This window comes from Pseudomonas helmanticensis, from assembly GCF_900182985.1.
GTDB lineage: Bacteria > Pseudomonadota > Gammaproteobacteria > Pseudomonadales > Pseudomonadaceae > Aquipseudomonas > Aquipseudomonas helmanticensis.
Map to the genome: position 1 here is coordinate 1,549,317 of NZ_FXUY01000001.1, position 19,451 is coordinate 1,568,767.

Consider the following 19,451-nt stretch of genomic DNA (forward strand, 5'->3'; position numbering starts at 1 on the left):
AGAGTTCTGCCATGCACAGTTTCGATTTCAGCCAGCTCAGCCCACGGGAAAAATACAAGATCCTCATCGGCAGCGTCGTGCCCCGGCCGATTGCGCTGGTGACCACCATCGATGGCGAGGGCCGGGTCAATGCCGCGCCGTTCAGTTTCTTCAATGCGCTGTCGGCGGATCCACCGATTCTGGCGCTGGGCGTCGAGAACTACGGCGACCAAAGCCCGAAAGACACCACGCGCAATATCCAGCTCAATCAGGAGTTCACCGTGAATATCGTCAGCGATGCGCTGGTGGAGGCGATGAATGTGTGTGCCGTGCCGTTCGCGCCGGGTTTCGATGAGCTGACCGCAGCAGGGCTGACGGCGATTGCCGGCACCACGGTGAAATGCCCACGCATCGGCGAAGCCCCGGTGGCGCTGGAGTGCCGACGGATGATGGCGCTGAACATCGGTCAGTCGCGCGAGATCATTTTTGGCGAGGTGCTGATGGCGCATGTGCGCGATGAGTTGATCGATCCGAAGACGCTGTACATCGATCAATTGGCGCTGGATGCGATCGGGCGCATGGGCGGCCATGGTTACGCGCGAACCCGCGATTACTTCGATTTGCCGACCCGTTCGTTGCAAGCGTGGACGGACGCACCGGGCGGTGGCGAACGCTTTTGGCCAACCCCCAAATAAACGGCAACAGCAAAAGATCGCAGCCTGCGGCAGCTCCTACTGATCGTTCCCACGCTCCGCGTGGGAATGCCGCCATGGACGCTCTGCGTCCACTGTGACGCGGAGCGTCACGGGATGCGTTCCCACGCAGAGCGTGGGAACGATCATTACCGGGTTTAGTCAGTGCCGTATTTCGGCGAACGCGGGCCGTATAGCAGGCCCGCCGGGTGTCCGGCCGAGAGCAGGCGATTGCTCGCCACACCGGCAATCGGATAACCGGCATCGGTGGAACTGTTGATGATCTGCTTCACTGCCGCTGTGATCAGCATGCCAACCAGACCGCCACCACCGTTATTGCCGCCCTCTTCGCTCGACGCCCGCGCCGCACCGGTCCACAGCGTGGTGCCGGTTTTCAGGTCAACCAGTTTCGCCGTCGCGGTCACTGCGGTTTCGCTGCTGATCACCATGTAACGCGTACCGTATTCGGAAACGGTGATGTACAGCGCCGCGTCCGCACCGAAGATTTCCTTCAGTTTGTTCGGCGGTGCCTGATGAATGTCATCCGGTGTGGTCAGGCCGTTCTGGCGGAAGGTCTCGTCGACCAGCGCAATCGGCAACACGTAGTAACCGGCTTCGGCCAGCGGGAACGTCACTTGCGACAACAGGCTGTACGACGCCTTCACATCCGGCGAAGTGTTCAGCGGTGGCAGCACCAGAATGGTCTTCGGCCGCGCCTGTTTGTACGCCGAATAGTCGACGGTTTTCGGCGCGACACAGCCACCGAGTACGGTCAGGGCCAACGCGCCGGCCAGCAGTTTCAATGCGCGCGAAATCATTGCACGACTCCGGCCTTGGCGTTTTTAAGGAGAAAATCCATGTACGTGCCGGACTCGGGGAACAGCGCTTTCTCGGTGTTGAACTGCTGCACCATCTGATCGTCCTTGCCCATGCTCAGGTACAACAGGCCCAGGTGCGCGTGGTAACCCGGCGGTACGGCTTTGCCGGTGGAACGGATCTTTTGCAAATCACGTTCAAGCGCTTCGGCCTGGGCTTCTTTCGGCTCTTCGCCTTTGAAGTATTCGTAGACCTGCGGCTCGTAGCCTTCCCACTGGTACAGGGTTTTCGGGCTGCTGCAACCGGCCAGCAAGGCGCTGGCGGCCAGCGTCAGCACCAACAATGTGCGCGACATAGTCAAATTCATGGGGTGTTGCTCCTTGCAATGGGCGTCGATCAGTTGCCCGGTTTCCAGGCACCGGCGTTCATGCCGTCCACCAGACGATTGATTGCCTCACGCATGGCCAGGTCGAGGACTTTGCCGTTGAGGGTGGAGTCGTAGGCAGCGGTGCCGCCGAAGCCGATGATTTCGCGGTTGGACAAGGCGTATTCGCCCGCGCCCTGTGTCGAATAGACCACTTCGGAAGTACTGATGTTGACGATGTTCAGGTTGACCTTGGCGTAGGCGACCTGGGTCTTGCCACGGCCGAGAATGCCGAACAACTGGTGATCGCCGGTCTCTTTGCGGCCGAACTCGGTAACGTCACCGGTGACCACATAATCAGCGCCTTTCAAGCGTTGGGCCTGGCCCTTGATCGCCGCTTCCTGCTGGATTTCACCCATGTTGTCGCGATCCAGCACGCTGAAGCGGTTGGTCTGCTGCAAGTGGGTGATGAGAATAGTCTTGGCCTGGCCACCGAGACGGTCGACGCCATCGGAGAAGATCCCGCGCATGTAGCTGGAGCGGTTGTCGAACTTGCCCACGGCCATTGGCACGCGAACGCCGGTCCAGATCTGCGAAGCGCTTTCAACCTTGGCCACCGGCAATGCGCGGGAGCTTTCAGTGGCGCAACCGGCGAGCGAGCCGGCCAGCGTGCCCAGCACCGCAATCGCCACGCCTGAGACCAACATCCGGGAGATCATTCTCACTGAGTATTCCTTTTTGAAAAACAGGGGTGTCCCGGCACGGCAAAGCGTTGAGGCTCGGGAAAGGGCCGGCATTATGCCAAAGTGCCATCACCGCGAACAGATTTTTTTGACGCCACCAATTTGACCCGCTTGCCACCTGTAGGAGCTGCCGCAGGCTGCGATCTTGATCGTTCCCACGCTCTGCGTGGGAATGCAGCCACGGACGCTCCGCGTCCACTGTGACGCAGAGCGTCACGGCGGGCGTTACCACGCAGAGCGTGGGAACGATCAGGGTGCGCTAATGGAAATCGCGGCTCTGCACGCGGATGCCATTGAGCAACGGGCTGAGATCGCTCAGGCGGCCGGCGATCAGGTGGCGCACTTCGCCTTCGCGTTCCCAGCGGCCGTCGACCTTGAGCAATTGCGAGCCGACCAGCACCTGGCGTTGACGCTCGGCCAGATCGCGCCAGACCACCACGTTGACGTTACCGAACTCGTCTTCGAGGGTGACGAAGGTCACGCCGCTGGCGGTGCCCGGACGTTGCCGGCCGGTAACCAACCCGGCAACACTCACCGGCCTGCCATGCTCGACGTCGAGCAACTCCTGCGAACTGCGGCAGCGCCGGGCCTTGAGTTCGCCGCGCAACAACGCCAGCGGATGCGGCCCCAATGTGGTGCCGAGCGTGGCGTAGTCAGTGTGCAAATCCTCGCCGACGCTGGGTTTTGGCAGCACCACGTCGGGTTCTTCCTGGCTCGGCAACCCGGCAAACAAGCCAAGCTGTTTCTGCACCCCGGCCACCTCCCAGCGCGCCCGATGACGATGCCCGGCCAAACCGCGCAACGCCCCGGAATCCGCCAATAACGCCTGCGCGCGGCTGTCGAGCGCCGCCCGCTCGCCGAGATCAGCAACATCGGCAAACGCCCCGCGCGCCCGAGCCGCTTCGATGCGCCGGGCATCGTCCTCGCGAAAGCCCTTGATCATCCGCAGGCCCATGCGGATCGCCGGTTGCGCCGCCGTGGTGGTTTCCAGGCTGCAATCCCAGTCACTGGCGCGCACGTCCACCGGACGGATCTGCAATTGATGCCGGCGCGCATCCTGGAGAATCTGGTCGGGACTGTAGAAACCCATCGGCCAGCTGTTGATCAGCGCACAGGCGAACGCCGCCGGTTCGTGGCACTTGAGCCAGCAACTGGCGTAGGTCAGCAAGGCGAAACTGGCGGCGTGGGATTCGGGGAACCCATAGCTGCCGAAGCCCTTGATCTGCTCGAAAATCTGCGCGGCGAACTCGGGCGTGTAGCCGTTTTTCTTCATGCCGGCAGCGAGGCGTTCCTTGTGCGGCTCCAGCCCGCCGTGACGTTTCCATGCGGCCATCGAGCGGCGCAACTGATCGGCCTCGCCGGGGCTGTAGTCGGCGGCGACGATGGCGATCTGCATGACCTGTTCCTGAAACAGCGGCACGCCGAGGGTACGTTTGAGCACCACTTCCAGCTCCGGTGACGGGTAGGTTTCCTCTTCTTCCTTGTTCCGCCGGCGCAGGTACGGATGGACCATCCCGCCCTGAATCGGCCCCGGGCGGACGATGGCCACCTCAATCACCAGGTCATAGAACTTCGCCGGTTTCAGGCGCGGCAGCATCGACATCTGCGCCCGCGACTCGATCTGGAACACGCCGATGGTGTCGGCGCGGCTGATCATTTCGTAAGTCGGTTTGTCCTCGGCCGGAATCGTCGCCAGGCTCAAGTCCTGATTACGATGCCGGCGCAGCAGATCGAAGCAACGGCGGATCGCGCTGAGCATGCCGAGGGCGAGGATATCCACCTTGAGCAAGCCGACTGCGTCGAGATCGTCCTTGTCCCACTGGATGATCGTGCGCTCGGCCATCGCCGCGTTCTCGACCGGCACCAGGGTGTCCAGCGGCTGCTCGGAAATCACGAAGCCGCCAGGATGCTGGGACAGGTGCCGGGGAAAGCCGATCAGTTGCCCGGTCAGGCTCAGCACCCGGCGCAACACCGGACTGTCCGGGTCGAAGCCGCCCTCGAGCAGGCGCTCCAGCGGCGGTGTTTCATCGCTCCAGTGGCCGCAGCAATCGGCCAGTGCATTGATCTGATCCGGCGGCAGGCCCAAGGCCTTGGCCACATCGCGTACCGCACCGGCGGCGTGGTAGGTGCTGACCACCGCAGTCAACGCTGCGCGGCCACGGCCGTAACGGCGAAACACGTATTGCAGGACTTCTTCGCGGCGTTCGTGCTCGAAGTCGACATCGATGTCCGGTGGCTCGTTACGCTCCTTGGACATGAAACGCTCGAACAGCAGCGTGGTGCGATCCGGGTCGATCTCGGTGATACCCAAGGCAAAACACACCGCCGAGTTGGCCGCCGAGCCACGGCCCTGACAGAGGATGTGTTGCGTACGAGCGAAGCGCACCACGTCGTGTACGGTGAGGAAGTAGCTTTCGTAGCCGAGTTCGGCGATCAGTTGCAGTTCGTCGTCGATCTGCTTGAGCACTTTGGCTTGCGGGCCTTTGGGCCAGCGCCAGGCGATGCCCTCTTCGGTCAGATGGCGCAGCCAGGAACTGGCGCTATGGCCCTCGGGCACCAGCTCCTTGGGATATTGATAACGCAACTCGCCGAGGTCGAAGGTGCAGCGTCGGGCCAGATTTACCGAGGCGTCCAGCAAGGCCTGCGGATACAACTCGCGCAACACCTCGACAGTGCGTAAATGCCGCTCGCCATTGGGGTGCAAACGCAACCCCGCCTCGGCCACCGGCAGGTGATGACGAATCGCCGTCATGGTGTCCTGCAAGGCGCGCCGGCCACGGGCGTGCATGTGCACATCGCCGCTGGCCACGGACGGTACCTGCAACTCGGCGGCCAGACTCAACAATGCCGCCAGGCGCTGCTGATCGTTCTGTCCGCAATGCAACTGCACTGCCAGCCACAGCTGCTCGCCGAAGGTCTGCTTCAACCAGCGGCCTTCTTCGACCTCATCGACCGCGTCCGGTACCCACAACACCAACAGGCCCGCCAGCGGTTCATTGAAGTCCTCGCGCAGCACTTGATACTGGCCCTTTTGCGTACGCCGGCGGGCACGGGTAATCAAGCCGCACAGCGCCTGATAACCCGCCAGGTTCTCGACCAGCAGTACCAGTTTCGGGCCGTTGTCGATGCGGATTTCACTGCCGATGATCAGCGGCAGCTCCACCGATTTCGCCGCTTGCCACGCCCGCACAATCCCCGCCAGCGTGCATTCGTCGGTAATCGCCAGCGCTTGATAGCCGTGCTTTTTCGCCCGCTGAAACAACTCCAGCGCACTGGAAGCACCGCGCTGGAAGCTGAAGTTCGACAGGCAGTGCAGCTCGGCATAGCCATCGTTCATGCAAACCAGCCCTGCAGCCACAACGGACCGCCCTCACCCACCGCCCGATAAGCCCAGCCCTGCTGACCGGCGCGGTTCTGGATCAGGTAATAATCGCGGCGCACATCGGCGCCGTCCCACCAGCCCGATTCGATGCGCTCCGGGCCCATGAGAATCCGCGCCGAACCTTGCGGCACGCTTTGCGGTTCATCGAGCAACCAGCCCGGACGCTGCACCTTCGGCAACCCGCTGCAGCGCAGTTTGTCGACGCCGTTCTGCCACGCACACTCGGGCCGGTGATCGGCCTGAAAACGCAGCCCCTGCACCGCGTCATCGCCCAGACGTGCCCGCAGGCGTTCGCGCAATTGCTCCCAGGGCAAGGTCTGCTGCGGACGGTCGTCAAACAGCTCCTGAAACTGCGGGACGAAACTCGGCAGATCCTCGGCGCGCAAGCGAAAGCCACGCACCGGCGCCTCGACCTGCACTTGTTCCAGGCGTCCACGGGCCAGTTCGAAGAGCATCGCCGGATCACGTTCGGCGCTGAGCAGGCCGACCTTGATCACTGTGTCCGGCAGCCCGGCGTGTTCCAGATGCAGATCGAAACGCTGCACGCCGCTGTCGCGTCCGCAAAGGAACGCCGACAGGTCACCGGTCAAACGACGTAACGGGAACAGCAGCGCCTGATGCGATTGCACGTCGAAATTCAGCTCGATGCGCACATCGAAACGATCCGGCGGCAAGTAAAACTCCAGCGCCAATGGCCGCGCACCGAACAAGGTGTCGAGGTGTTTGAGCATCTGCGCCTCGAAGCGTCGGGCCAGCGCCTGCCGTGGCAGGCTCTGTACCTGACTGAGGTTGCGCAGGCCCATGCGCGACAGCGCCGTGGCCACATTCGGCTCCAGCCCGACACGGTCGACAGGCAACTGGCCGAGGTGATGTTGCAAGGCTTCGCCATCGGGCACCACCAGACCGTCATAAGCGTTGGCCAGCACCCGTGCTGCCACTGGATTTGGCGCGGCAACGATGCGGTGGCGAAAGCCCAGATCCGTCAGTTCCTTACGCAGCCGTGCTTCGAACTGCGCCCAGGAACCGAACAGACCCAGGCTCGATTCAATCTCGAAGACCACGGTACGCGGGTAATGCACACTGACCTGCGCGCTGAAACCGTAGGCCCAGGCGGCGAGAAACTGCTGCCAGTGCTCGACCTCGGCCGCTTCGTAATCGGCGGTGATAAAACCTTTGCTCATCGCCTGAGCGGCCGTCATCGACTGGCCGGGACGCAAGCCAAGCTTGCGCGCTGGCGGATTGACCGCTTGCAGCACCCGACGCTGGGCCGGACCGCTGAGCAGGACCAGCGGCTCATCGGGATCGGGGCGTTGGCGCAATACAGCGTCGAGGGCCAATTGCGGAAACAGGATACATACCCAGCGCATGGCGACCTCAATGACCCACGGCAAAGGCAATCGGCGCCGTGCGCGCCAATCCGCCACGGCACTTGAGGACGCGCAACTGCGCGGGTTTGGCGTCGATGGCAATGCGCAACGCCGCCGGTGACGGGTTGACCGCTTCGCTCAACGACCGCCAGGCAAATGCCAGGGTCTGGCCGGTTTCCGCCGCCACCTGCAAACGCCGCAACGCGCGGTCATCGGCCTTGTGCGGCCAGCACAGCACCGCGCCACAACTGCCGGAACGCAAACACTGTTCCGCCGCCCACAAGGCATCGCGTTCACTGGCCTGAATCACCGACAACTGGCGCAGATCGACGCCGGCGCTTTCCCACGCCTGCGGGTACGGCACGAACGGCGGCGCTATCAGCACAATGCGCTCGCCCGCTGCCGACAACCGCGCCAGCGTCGGCCAGACCAGTTGCAGTTCGCCGACACCAGGGGCGGCCAGGAGGATTTCGCTCAGCGCCGCTTCCGGCCAGCCACCGCTGGGCAGTGCCGCGTCCAGCGCGGCGTGCCCGGTCGGTTGCGGGCTGGCGGCCGGTGGCGCAGGTCGGCCCTTCCAGACCTGGCCGCCATTGAACAGCGTATCCAACGCAACGACGGCGCCCATCAGCCTTGCCTCACCAGGCCACAGAACACCCCTTCGATGGCCAGATCCTGATCGTCGCGCACGACAATCGGCTGGTACGCCGGATTGCGCGGCAACAGCCGCACTTCATCGCCGAGCCGTTCGAAGCGTTTGATGGTGACTTCACCGTCGAGCCGCGCCACGACGATCTGGCCGTTGAGCGCTTCGGGATTGCGCCGCACACCGACCAGATCACCGTCGAGGATGCCGTCCTCGATCATTGAATCACCCTGCACCCGCAACATGTAATCGGGTGTACGCGAGAACAGCGCCGGGTCGAGCAGCAAGCGGCTATGCACGTCGGCATCGGCGCCAATCGGCGCACCGGCAGCGACGCGGCCGAGCACGGGAATGTCGAGCAGCTCCGGACGCGGCGGTTGACCGAGCAAACGAATGCCCCGGGCCTGATTGGGGTTGACCTCGATAAACCCCGCTTCAGTCAGCGCGAGCACGTGCTTGCGCGCCACGCTGCGCGAGGCAAAACCAAAAGCCTCGCTGATTTCAGCGAGGCTTGGGGGCTGACCGTGTTCAGCGATTCGATCGCGGATAAAGGTCAGGATGGCGGTACGGCGGGGAGTGAGGTTCGTCATGGAGTACATTTGTACTCTTTTCGGATTTTCCTGACAACAGCCGCAGGTCGGCCCACCCCACGTTGATCGTTCCCACGCGCCGCGTGGGAATGCAGCCCGTGACGCTTCGCGTCACTGGACGCAGAGCGTCCCTAGAGGCATTCCCACGCAGAGCGTGGGAACGATCAGTGCGGTGAGTCAGCTCAGGCCGCGTTCGGCGAGGAATGCGGCGATGTAATCGATAAAGGCGACGACCTTGGCCGTGGCCCGTCGATGGCTCGGGTACACCGCCAGAATGTGCGGGCCAAAGGTGTCCGGGTCGATCTCATAGTCGGCCATGACCCGCACCAGTCGCCCGTCGGCAATGTACGGCGCGGCGCTCCACAGCGGCGTGTGCAGCAGACCGCGCCCGGCCAAAGCACTGGCCAGCAACAAATCGTAATTATCGCTGCGCAATAGCGGCGCGGTGGGTTGCGCCAGACTCAAACGCTGCCCGTCACGCTCGGCCCACCAGAATTCGCGACTGAGCAACGGATGCTGATACAGCAGCCATTCATGCTGCTCAAGGGTTTGCGGATTCACCGGCAAGCCCTTGCGCGCCAGGTACTCCGGACTGCCGCACAACGCCAGGCGATTACTGCCCACCACCCGCGCAATCAGTCCCGGCAAATCATCATGCCCCTCGCGCAACGCCAGGTCATAACCACTTTCCAGCAGATTGACGAACGCATCGCACAGGTCCACTTGCAGGCTGATCTGCGGGTATTGCTGCAAAAAGCCGTCACACACCTGATCGAGAAACGCCCGGCCATAGGCCAGCGGCGCGGTGATTTTCAGGCTGCCGCGCAAACCGTGCTGCAACTGCTCGATTTCCTCACTGGCCTCGTCCAGCCGCTGCAACACCAGCCGCGCGGTTTCCAGGTACACCCGGCCAATTTCCGTGAGCAGAATCCGCCGCGTACTGCGCTCGAACAGCCGCGCGCCCAGCTCGGATTCCAGATGATTGACCGCTTTGGTCAGCGCCGACGGGGTCTTGCCCAATTGCTCGGCGGCGCGGCTGAAACTGCCGAGCTGCGCGGTGACCACGAACATTTTCAATGCACCCAACTTGTCCATGCTTTTTCCATTCAGGCAAAAACGTTTTTCGTGAGGGAGGCGTTCTGTCAGCCGTTGCCAGCCACTAATCTGGCCATCAGACGCAATAACAAGGAAATCTTCAATGAAAAGATTCATCCCGCGATTCATTCCAAACCTATTGGTAGCTGCCATAAGTTTTGCCTCGATGGAAGCCATGGCTGCCCCTGATCTGATCCTGCTCAACGGCAAGATTTTCACTGCCGACCACTCTCAACCCAAGGTGCAAGCGCTGGCCGTGGAGAACGGCAAAGTGCTGAAAGTCGGCACCGATGCGCAAATCAAAGCCCTGATCGAACCCGGCACCCAAGTGATCGACCTCAAGGGCAAAGCGTTGATGCCCGGCCTGATCGACAGCCATTCCCATGCGATTTTCGGTGGCTTGGAGATGACTTCGGCGAACATGGAAGACGAAGTCGTCGGCCTCGACGAACTGCAAAAGCGTCTGCGTGACTGGCGTGCGGACGGTAAGGCAAAGCATGGTGATGTGCTGAGCATTGCCGGCATGAGTTCGGCTTACTGGGCGCAAGCCGAGGCGTTGGGCAAAACCTTCAACAGCGGCGAATGGGCCAATGCGCCGGTGGTATTTATCGGCAGCGACCACCACACAGCGTGGGCCAACAACGTCATGCTCAAGCGCGCCGGGATTGACGCGGCGCTGCTGAAAACCCTGCCCGACGCGGAAAAAGACACCATCGGCAAACTGGCCAGCGGCGAGCCGAACGGCTTTGTGGTCGACGCCGGTTGGGATCGGGTCGCCTCGAAAATGCCGGTGCCAAGCCCCGCCGACATGTTGAACGCGGCCAAATCAGCGGTGCGCTACAACAACAGCCTCGGCATCACCGCGTGGATGGACCCGGCCGCCAACGCCGCCCCGGGCGAAGCGGTGTTCGCCCTCAAGCCCACCGAGAAAACCGTCGGCGTGCTGCCGGCCTATAAAGCCTTGTCGGAAAGTGGCGACATGAGCGTGCACGTCGCCGCACTGCTGGTGGCCAATCCGAAAAGCGTGCCCGCCGACCTCGATACACTGGACAAGGTGCGCCAGCAATTTCAGGGCATTCCCAACCTGACCCTGCCCGGGATCAAGATCTTCGCCGACGGCGTGATCGAATTCCCGGCGCAGAGCGCGGCGATGATCGACCCGTACAGCAACTCGCACAAACAGGGCGAATTGCTGATCGATCCGCAGCATTTCGGCGAACTGGTCAGCGCCATCGACCAGCGCGGCTGGCTGGTGCATATCCACGCGATCGGCGACCGCGCGGTGCGTGAATCACTGAACGGCATTGCTCAGGCGCGCAAGGATCGCCAGAGCGGCGTGACTCATTCGATCACTCACCTGCAAATGGTCAACCCGAAAGAGTTCGCCCGTTTCAAACCGCTCAACGTCATCGCCTCGATGCAATTGCTCTGGGCCAGCGCCGACGACTACACCACCGACATGATCAAGCCCTACGTCAGCGCCCTCGCCTTCCGCTACCAGTACCCGGCGCACTCGCTGCTCAAACAAGGCGCGACGATTGCCGGTGCGAGTGACTGGCCGGTGTCGTCGCCGAACCCGTTCAACGCCATGGCGCAGGCGATCACTCGCGTCGGGCCGTTGGGCGTGCTCAATGCCGATGAGCGTCTGGACCGCGACACCATGTTCTATGCCTACACGGTCAATGCGGCGCGGACGATTGGCCTGGAGAAACAGATCGGCTCGCTGACGCCGGGCAAGCAGGCTGACTTTATCGTGCTCGATCGTGACGTGTTCAGCGTCGACAACAAGGCCCTGCATGACACCAAAGTCCTGCAGACCTGGTTCGGCGGTCGTCAGGTCTACACCGCCGAAAAATAACAACACTGATCCCCCCTGTAGGAGCTGCCGCAGGCTGCGATCTTTTGACTTTGATTTTAAAAAACCAAGATCAAAAGATCGCAGCCTGCGGCAGCTCCTACAGGTTTCTCTATCTGCCCAAAAATAATCACAATATCGGGATTTCACATGAAAGCCTTGCCCCTGCTCGCCCTGAGTTTCTTGAGCGCGCTGCCCTTGAGCAGCCAAGCGATCCCTTTGAACGATGACTTTGCGCTGGTGGTGGATCTGAATTTAGCCAGCGATTACCGCACTCGCGGCATCTCGCAAACGCAGAACGATCCCGCCGTACAGGCCGGCCTGACCCTGGCTCACAGCAGCGGTGCGTACCTCGGCGCCTGGAGCTCCAACGTCGATTTCGGCGGCGGTCTGAAAACCCGCCAGGAAGTCGATTACTACGGCGGCTGGCTGTGGCAGGCGACCGAGGATGTCAGCCTCGATCTGGGTTACATCAAGTACGCCTACCCCAAGGAAAGCCAGTTCAACCAGAGCGAGGTCTACGGGATTCTCGGCGTCTACGGGGTGAAGCTGGCGGCGTATTACTCCAGCGATGCGCCGGGGATCGATAGCAAACAGAGTTCGCTGTACACCTACATCGGTTATGAAACTGAACTGCCGTACGACTCGGGGCTGAAGCTGCGCTACGGCAACATGGATTTCAAGGATGCGCATTTGTACTCGGCGTCTGGCAACGCTGAAGAGTCGTACCGCGAATGGGAGGTCAAAGTCACTCACAACCTCGCCGGCGTGGTGTTGGGCCTGAGCTACATCGACACCGATCTCTCACAAACCCAATGCCTGAGCAACTGGGGCTTCAAGGATGTCTGCACCGCCACCGTCGCCGCCAGCCTCAGCAAATCCTTCTGACCCCCCTGACCCCCTGCCCCCCTGTAGGAGATGCCGAAGGTTCGGGCCGCGATCGGACGATCTTTTGATCTTGATCTTTAAAAACAAGATCAAAAGATCGCAGCCTGCGGCAGCTCCTACAGGGTTTTCTTTCGACTTGTTACAGGATGTTTACGGAATTTTTACTATTGCTCTTCTACAGTTACACGCGCAACCGTGTGTGTTTTCTATTTGAGTAGAGGAAAAATGCGAATGGCTTTGGGCAACGGACTGCGTTTACCGTCCATCTCTGCGACCCGATTGGTGCTGCTGTTTTCCCTGGCGCTGGTGGCGCTATACAACCTGGCGACCTGGAAGGCGCTGGGCACACTGATCACCCTGCAAGGCGCGCACAAACTGGGGTTTTTCGTCTCGTTCGGGCTGTTCTTGTGGGCGGCAATTACCTTGCTGCTGACCCTGGTGTCATTCCGCTGGACGCTGAAACCGGTGCTCACCGTGGTCGCCCTGCTCTCGGCGTGCGCCGCGTATTTCATGAACGAATACGGCATCACCATCGACACGGTGATGATCCAGAACGTCTTCGAAACCAACCCCGCCGAAGCCACCGCGCTATTCAACGGCAAGCTGCTGACCTACCTGTTGCTGCTCGGCGTGCTGCCGGCGGTTTTGATCTGGCGTTGGCCGGTGAGTTATCGGCCGTTCTTTCGCGGGCTGCTCAACAAGATCCTGGTGATCGTCGCCTGTGTGCTGGTGATCGCTGCGTCGGTGGGCGCGTTCTATGCGACCTACGCGCCAATCTTTCGCGAAGAAGACAAACTCACCCACTTCATCAACCCGACCAACTACATCTACGCGATCAGCAAATACACCAAACAACGCCTGGGCATCAAAAAGCACTTCGTGGTGCAGGCCATCGGCGAAGACGCGGTGATGAGTGCTAAAGCGGCGAGTCGCGAGAAGAAATCGCTGATGGTGTTTGTGGTCGGTGAAACCGCGCGCGCCGATCACTTCTCGCTGAACGGCTATGAGCGCGAGACCAACCCCGAACTGAGCAAACTCGACATCCTCAATTTCACTCAGGTGCATTCCTGCGGCACCTCGACAGCGGTCTCGGTGCCGTGCATGTTCTCGATGTTCCCGCGTGAGGATTACAGCGACAAGAAAGGCAAAACCTACGAAGGCCTGCTCGACATCCTCCAGCGCGCCGGCGTACAGGTGTTGTGGCTGGACAACAACAGCGACTGCAAAGGCACCTGCCTGCGCGTACCGCATCGGGACATTTCGAAGAACCAGCCGGGGCCGTTCTGCGACGGCAACAACTGTCTCGATGAAGCGCTGCTGGCCGATCTGCAAAGCTACATCGACAGCCTCAAGGGCCACGCAATCATCGTCCTGCATGCGGACGGCAGCCACGGCCCCGAGTATTACGAGCGCTACCCGAAAGAGATGGAGCGCTTCAAACCGATCTGTCACACCAACCAGTTGGGCAGTTGCAGCCGCGATGAACTGGTGAACGTGTACGACAACACGATTTTGTACACCGACCACTTTCTGGCCAAGGTCATCGAGTTACTCAAGCGCAATCAGCAGACACTGGATACGTCGATGGTGTACGTCTCCGATCACGGTGAGTCGCTGGGTGAAAACGGCTTGTATCTGCATGCGGCGCCGTACGCGCTGGCGCCGCAAGCGCAAACGCATGTGCCGATGGTGATGTGGTTTGGCGACGGCACGCTGGCCAGTGAAGGGATTGATCGCGGGTGCCTGCAAGGCAAGACCGGGCAGGCGGATCTGAGCCACGACAACCTGTTTCACTCGGTGCTGGGGTTGTTTGAGGTGAAGACCTCGCTGTATCAGCCGGGGCTGGATATTTTCCATGACTGCCGGCCATCGATGACAGCAGCGCAATAACCCTTCTTGCTGATTGCTGATTGCTGATTGCTGATTGGCAATGTAGGAGCTGCCGAAGGCTGCGATCTTTTGATGTTGATTGTTAAAAACAGGATCAAAAGATCGCAGCCTTCGGCAGCTCCTACAGGGATTGTCATAGGTTTGCCAGATAGGGCCACGGGTAGATCCCGCGCTGGTGGCCGTCGCTGAAGATCAATTGCACGCCGTAACCCTGGGGGTTGAGTTCGATCAGGCGTACGCGTTCATCGACCAGCGGCGTCAGGCCTTTCAGGCGAAAGGCGCGGCATTGCGAGCATGGGCACTGGCGGCGCAGTTCGGCGTGGTTGAACTGTTGTTCGCGACCGTCAGGCCAGCTTAACCGCAGGATCTGTTCGCTCTGCGAATTCCCTACCGACAGCGGGTTCATTGCAACTGGCTCAAGGCAATCCGCACGGCTTTGCGCACTTCCGGGTCGCCGTCATCCTGCGCAGCCTGCAATGCCGCGACGGCGCCGCGATCATTCAACTCACCCAAGGCCAGCGCGGCTTCCTTGCGCAGGTTGCTGATGCGATGGCCGAGAGTGTCGATCAACGCGTCCAGCGCCGGGGCGAAACGCAGACGGCCGAGACTGCGAGTGGCGCGCAGGCGCACTTGCCAATAGTCGTCGCTCAGCGCTTCGACCAATGCCGGGCCAGCGTCAATGTGGCCGACTTTACCCAAGGTCGTCGCGGCTTCTTCGCGCACTTGCCAGGCGTGGTCCTGCAAGGCCTGGCGCAGGGCTGGCAACACTTCGGCGCTGGAGGCCAACCCCAAAGCACCGGTAGCGGCGCGGCGCACTTCGGTGTCCGGGTCGTCGCTGGCCAATCGTGCCAGGGCGGGCAGTGCATCGAGCTGCTTGAGCCAGCCGAGCACGCCCACCGCTTCACGGCGAACACTGGCATCCGCATCGTTCAACGCAGAGACCGCAGCCGGTGCGGCATCGACGAAACGCAGCTCACGCAAGGCGCGATACGCGGCAATACGCACGCTGACGTCGGCGTGAGCGGTCCACGGCAAAATCACTTGCCCCGCCGCTGCCGTTTTCAACAGGCTCAGGCTCTGCGCGGCAGCGGATTGCACGGCGGGCGCCGGATCGGTCAGCGCCACGCACAACGCTTGCACGACTTCTTCATCCTCCCAGGCCTCGAGCAATCGCGCAGCTTCAGCGCGGACTTCTTCGGCGGGATCCTCGCCGAGGCGATCGACCAGCCAGAGCAAGCCATCCGGTTCTTCGAGATCGGCCAGATCAATCAGGGCAATACGGCGCACGCCAGCGTCTTCGGCGGTCAGGCGCGGTTGCAGGGCGAGGATGTCTTCGTTGTCGGTCACAGCAAAAATAGAGGTCATAGGGCAAATCGCGGCAAAGGGTTTTCGGGAGGCAAGCCGAGCGGATTAAGGCGCGGCAGCGGTCGGTCGTCGTCATGGCGCAGCAGATCGAGGCAGTGACGTTTGAGGCGGGAAAATTCGGCGCTGGTCACCAGTTCGCTGGTGCGCGGGCGGGCAAAATCCAGGCGCAAGTCTTCGATGATTCGCCCCGGCCTGGCGCTCATCACCAGCAAGCGATCGGCGAGGAACAGCGCCTCGTCGATGTCGTGGGTGACGAACACTACGGTGGTGCGGATGCGCGTCCAGATGTCCAGCAGCAGCTCTTGCATGTTCAGCCGGGTCAGCGCATCCAGCGCACCGAACGGCTCGTCCATCAGCAACAGCCGTGGGCGATTGACCAGCACTCGGGCGATTTCCACGCGTTGCTGCATGCCGCCGGACAGCTGATCGGGCCAGCGCTCGGCGAAGCCTTCGAGGCCGACCAGTTTGAGAATGTCATCGGCGGCGCGATGCCGTTCAGTCTTGCCGATGCCACGCATTTTCAGGCCGAAGGCAACGTTGTCGCGCACCGTGCGCCACGGAAACAGCGTGTGATGCTGGAACACCATGCCGCGCTGCGGCGATGGCCCGGACACTTCGCCGCCATCGACTTTGAGGCTGCCGGCATGCGCGTGCAGATGCCCGGCCAAGGCGCCAAGCAAGGTCGATTTGCCGCAACCGGACGGGCCGAGAATGCACACAAACTGGCCTGGTTCGATCTGGCAATCGAGGCCCTGCACCGCTTCGAACGCCTCCGGCCCTGCGCCAAGCACGATGGATAACTGGCGGATATCGATCCGCCCTTCCGGCGTTTGCATCACGCTCATCAGGCTTTTCCTCGCGGTCGATGCCAAGGCGTGAACAACCCGCCCAGGCGTTTGATCAGCAGACTGCTGCCCATGCCCAACACGCCGATCAGAAGCATGCCGACGACGATGTCGGCGTAGTTCTGAATGGTGTAGGACTCCCAGGTGTAATAGCCGATGCCGAACTGGCCGGAGATCATTTCAGCCGTCACCAGGCAGAACCACGAAGTGCCCATGCCAATCGCCAGACCGGTGATGATGCTCGGCGCGGCACCGGGCAGGATCACTTCCAACAGGATTGCGCGGCGCCCTGCCCCGAGGCTTTTCGCTGAGGCGATCAAACGTGGATCGACGCCTTCCACACCGTGCACGGTGTTGAGCAGGATCGGGAACAGCGCGCCGGTAAAGGTGATGAAGACCATCGACAGTTCCGAGGACGGGAACATCAGGATCGCCAGCGGAATCCACGCAACGGCGGGGATTGGGCGCAGGACTTCCAGCGGCGGCAGCAGCAGGTCTTCGGCCCATTTCGAGCGGCCGATGGCCAGGCCCAATGCGATGCCGATCAGCAGCGCCGCGAGGTAACCGGCGAAGACGCGGCTGAGGCTGGCGGTCAGGTGTTGCAGGAGCTTGCCGGAGTCGCCGAGGCCCAACGCCGCGTCGATCACCGCGATGGGGGTCGGCACGTTGGCGAAGGTGACGAGGCCGAGGTTCCAGTGGTGACTGGCGGCGAGTTGCCAGAATAGCAGGCAGAGCAGCAGTGAAGCGGCTCTGGATGTCCAGCGTAGGGTGGGTGTTTTCATGGAGCGGGTTTCCGGTTGTGGAACTGTGATGTGGCTGATATTTACCCCCTCACCCCAGCCCTCTCCCCCAGGGGGGCGAGGGGGAAAGGGAGCCGATCTTCAAGCTTTTCAAAACTTGAGTTCGACTCGATAGAGTCTTTTCAAAACCTGAGTTCGGCTCGATTTTTCAGGTCGGCGTAGCTAGTCCAAACACCACGGTCAGTCCCCTCTCCCCCTGGGAGAGGGCTAGGGTGAGGGGCTTTTGATCTTCATCAACGGGCAGCGACGGCTTGGGTAGTGGCATCGGTGAAATCGAGGACCTTGCCGCCCTGCGCTGAGGCATATTGCTGGGCCTGGCCTTTGAGCAGGAAGGCGCTCAGGCGGCCCTTGGCATCGCTGGCGAACCACGCCTGTTCGGCGAGCAATTTGATCCCGCTGTCACTGGCTTGCGTGTACACCGCACGGACGTTTTTACCTTGCTGTTTCAACGCGGCCAGCGCGGTGAACGCCTCTTCCGCTGACGCGTATTGGCGTACTTTGTCCTCACCGCGCACCCAGATCTCAGCGACATGGCTGAAGTCAGTGATGGCTTTACCGGTCGTGGCATCCGTGGCTTTCAGCGGCGTCTGCGCGTAATTGGCCAATTGCGCCGTGTAATCCAGATTCGACGCCTTGAACGCCGCGCGAATGTATTGATCGTCGATGAAGGTGTTGAGATCGAGCCCGCGATCAGCCTTCTTCAACAGCTTCAAGGTGTCGATGGCGGTGCCGACGGTTTGACGATATTCCGGCTTCCAGCTCAGGTCGCGGGTCTGCACGCCGAGCGGGCCGTGGAACAGGTAATTGACCTCGGCATCGACGCCAGTGACTTTGGCGATCAGCTCGCTGTACTTCTCCGGTTCCGCCGCGAGCAGTTGATTGGCTTCGATGCTGGCCCGCAGATAAGCGACGACGATCTCCGGATACTTTTTCGCATACGCCTGATCCACCAGCGCACCGTGGAACGTCGGCGCGTTGGCCTGGGCACCGTCATAAATCTTGCGAGCGAAACCACGGCTCGGGAACAGTTCGGCGAACGGCACGAAATCGGCGTGAGCGTCGACCTTGCCGGCCTGCAACGCGGAGCCGGCGACCTCTGGCGGCTGAGCGATGATGTTCACATCTTTCAGCGGATCCCAGCCCTGCGCCGCCACGGCGCGCAACAACATGCCGTGGGCAGTGGAAGCGAACGGCACGGAAATCGTCTTGCCCTTGAGTTCGCTCAGCGACTGCACGCCCGACGCGCTCGGCACGACAATGCCGTTGCCGCTGCCCTTGATGCTGCCCGAAAGCACGCTGATGAACAGGCTGTGCTTGCCGGCGGTTTCAAACGCGACGCCGTTGAACGCACCGGGGAAATCGGCCATGGCGCCGAAATCGAGTTTGCCGGCGACCATCTCGTTGGTCAGCGGCGCGCCGCTGGTGAAGTTTTTCCACTGCACGTCGTACTGGGCGTCTTTATAGGCGCCGTCGTGGGGCAGGTATTTGTCGAGCAGGCCGAGTTCACGAATCAACAACCCGCCGGCGGCGCAGTTGATGGTGGTGTCCTGGGTGCCGATGGCGATGCGGATGGTTTCGGCCGAGGCCGACAAGGTGAACGAAGCCAGTACCAGACCGGCGATTGCTGCACGCAACATGGTTGTTTCCCCTCGAATCATTTATTTGAGTTCGTCTCCGCCGCGATCAGGGCGCGGTGGGAAACGAGGGGTTTTTGGTCATTCCAGCGTCCGGTGTTTCCGGATGGCTTTGGGTTGTCGTAGATCTACTGTAGGAGTGAGCCTGCTCGCGATAGCGGTGTGTCAGCCAGCACATCTACATCTGACCCACCGCTATCGCGAGCAGGCGAAGGCCTACAGAGATCGGGTTTCAACGCAGGAGATAGGGGATGTCGACTTTCACGGCACCCGTCGGGCAATCCTTCTCGCACGGCATGCAGTACCAGCATTCGTCAAACGCCATGTAGGCCTTCTGCGTCGCCGGATTGATCGCCAGCAAATCCATCGGGCAGACATCCACGCACACTGTGCAGCCCTTTTCGGCGATGCATTTGTCCTCGTCGACGGTGACGGGGGCATTGGAGCGAAAGAAAATTTCCTGAGCTTGATAGGCCATGGTGCGGACTCTCTTTTTAGTAGTG

General features: G+C 61.6%; 18 protein-coding genes. 4 read left to right on the forward strand and 14 right to left on the reverse strand.

The window, feature by feature from the left end:
• Nucleotides 1–11 precede the first annotated feature (11 nt).
• The gene (locus QOL84_RS06945) at nucleotides 12–674 is read left to right on the forward strand and encodes a flavin reductase family protein (protein WP_283436691.1); all 663 of its coding nucleotides are present in this window, start codon (nucleotides 12–14) and stop codon (nucleotides 672–674) included.
• Nucleotides 675–829: 155 nt separating this feature from the next.
• On the opposite strand, the gene QOL84_RS06950 is transcribed toward QOL84_RS06945, so the two are convergent.
• From QOL84_RS06950 to QOL84_RS06985, 8 genes are all read right to left on the reverse strand, one after another.
• Nucleotides 830–1,489 (reverse strand): DUF799 domain-containing protein, encoded by a 660-nt coding sequence (locus QOL84_RS06950; RefSeq protein WP_129393149.1) that lies wholly within the window; start codon nucleotides 1,487–1,489, stop codon nucleotides 830–832.
• Nucleotides 1,486–1,842: a DUF4810 domain-containing protein gene (locus QOL84_RS06955; RefSeq protein WP_283438634.1), complete on the reverse strand. Its 357-nt coding sequence runs from the start codon at nucleotides 1,840–1,842 to the stop codon at nucleotides 1,486–1,488. Before QOL84_RS06955 ends, QOL84_RS06950 begins: the two co-directional genes overlap by 4 nt.
• Nucleotides 1,843–1,883: 41 nt before the next feature.
• Entirely contained in the window at nucleotides 1,884–2,570 is a 687-nt protein-coding gene (locus tag QOL84_RS06960; RefSeq protein ID WP_164979470.1) for a CsgG/HfaB family protein, read from the reverse strand.
• Nucleotides 2,571–2,853: 283 nt separating this feature from the next.
• The gene (locus tag QOL84_RS06965) at nucleotides 2,854–5,931 is read right to left on the reverse strand and encodes an error-prone DNA polymerase (protein WP_283436692.1); all 3,078 of its coding nucleotides are present in this window, start codon (nucleotides 5,929–5,931) and stop codon (nucleotides 2,854–2,856) included.
• Nucleotides 5,928–7,343, reverse strand: coding sequence for a Y-family DNA polymerase (locus tag QOL84_RS06970; RefSeq protein WP_283436693.1), 1,416 nt, complete (start codon nucleotides 7,341–7,343; stop codon nucleotides 5,928–5,930). Before QOL84_RS06970 ends, QOL84_RS06965 begins: the two co-directional genes overlap by 4 nt.
• A 7-nt stretch (nucleotides 7,344–7,350) precedes the next feature.
• Nucleotides 7,351–7,968: a translesion DNA synthesis-associated protein ImuA gene (gene imuA / locus QOL84_RS06975; protein ID WP_283436694.1), complete on the reverse strand. Its 618-nt coding sequence runs from the start codon at nucleotides 7,966–7,968 to the stop codon at nucleotides 7,351–7,353.
• Complete coding sequence (gene lexA, locus QOL84_RS06980; protein WP_008085871.1) at nucleotides 7,968–8,585, reverse strand: transcriptional repressor LexA; 618 nt, start codon at nucleotides 8,583–8,585, stop codon at nucleotides 7,968–7,970. Before lexA ends, imuA begins: the two co-directional genes overlap by 1 nt.
• A 168-nt stretch (nucleotides 8,586–8,753) precedes the next feature.
• Complete coding sequence (locus tag QOL84_RS06985) at nucleotides 8,754–9,671, reverse strand: LysR family transcriptional regulator (protein WP_283436695.1); 918 nt, start codon at nucleotides 9,669–9,671, stop codon at nucleotides 8,754–8,756.
• A 103-nt stretch (nucleotides 9,672–9,774) separates the two neighbouring features.
• Between QOL84_RS06985 and QOL84_RS06990 the strand changes: the two genes are divergently transcribed.
• From QOL84_RS06990 to QOL84_RS07000, 3 genes are all read left to right on the forward strand, one after another.
• A complete protein-coding gene (locus QOL84_RS06990) occupies nucleotides 9,775–11,529 on the forward strand; it encodes an amidohydrolase (RefSeq protein ID WP_430458706.1) in 1,755 nt (584 codons plus the stop codon).
• 147 nt (nucleotides 11,530–11,676) lie between these two features.
• Nucleotides 11,677–12,414, forward strand: a complete 738-nt coding sequence (locus tag QOL84_RS06995; protein ID WP_283436696.1) for a TorF family putative porin — start codon at nucleotides 11,677–11,679, stop codon at nucleotides 12,412–12,414.
• 231 nt (nucleotides 12,415–12,645) lie between these two features.
• Nucleotides 12,646–14,304 carry a phosphoethanolamine transferase gene (locus QOL84_RS07000; protein WP_283436697.1) on the forward strand — a complete coding sequence of 553 codons (1,659 nt, stop codon included), beginning with the start codon at nucleotides 12,646–12,648 and terminating at the stop codon, nucleotides 14,302–14,304.
• A gap of 133 nt (nucleotides 14,305–14,437) precedes the next feature.
• On the opposite strand, the gene QOL84_RS07005 is transcribed toward QOL84_RS07000, so the two are convergent.
• The 6 genes from QOL84_RS07005 to QOL84_RS07030 all read right to left on the reverse strand — a co-directional run bounded on the left by QOL84_RS07005 (nucleotide 14,438) and on the right by QOL84_RS07030 (nucleotide 19,426).
• A complete protein-coding gene (locus QOL84_RS07005) occupies nucleotides 14,438–14,710 on the reverse strand; it encodes a DUF971 domain-containing protein (RefSeq protein ID WP_283436698.1) in 273 nt (90 codons plus the stop codon).
• Nucleotides 14,707–15,669: a HEAT repeat domain-containing protein gene (locus tag QOL84_RS07010; protein WP_283436699.1), complete on the reverse strand. Its 963-nt coding sequence runs from the start codon at nucleotides 15,667–15,669 to the stop codon at nucleotides 14,707–14,709. Before QOL84_RS07010 ends, QOL84_RS07005 begins: the two co-directional genes overlap by 4 nt.
• Complete coding sequence (locus QOL84_RS07015) at nucleotides 15,666–16,514, reverse strand: ABC transporter ATP-binding protein (RefSeq protein ID WP_283436700.1); 849 nt, start codon at nucleotides 16,512–16,514, stop codon at nucleotides 15,666–15,668. The genes QOL84_RS07010 and QOL84_RS07015 overlap by 4 nt, the downstream gene beginning before the upstream one ends.
• Entirely contained in the window at nucleotides 16,514–17,296 is a 783-nt protein-coding gene (locus tag QOL84_RS07020; RefSeq protein WP_283436701.1) for an ABC transporter permease, read from the reverse strand. Before QOL84_RS07020 ends, QOL84_RS07015 begins: the two co-directional genes overlap by 1 nt.
• 251 nt (nucleotides 17,297–17,547) lie before the next feature.
• Nucleotides 17,548–18,951, reverse strand: coding sequence for an ABC transporter substrate-binding protein (locus tag QOL84_RS07025; protein WP_283436702.1), 1,404 nt, complete (start codon nucleotides 18,949–18,951; stop codon nucleotides 17,548–17,550).
• A 229-nt stretch (nucleotides 18,952–19,180) separates the two neighbouring features.
• A complete protein-coding gene (locus tag QOL84_RS07030) occupies nucleotides 19,181–19,426 on the reverse strand; it encodes a 4Fe-4S dicluster domain-containing protein (protein ID WP_003225615.1) in 246 nt (81 codons plus the stop codon).
• Between the last annotated feature and the right edge of the window lie 25 nt (nucleotides 19,427–19,451).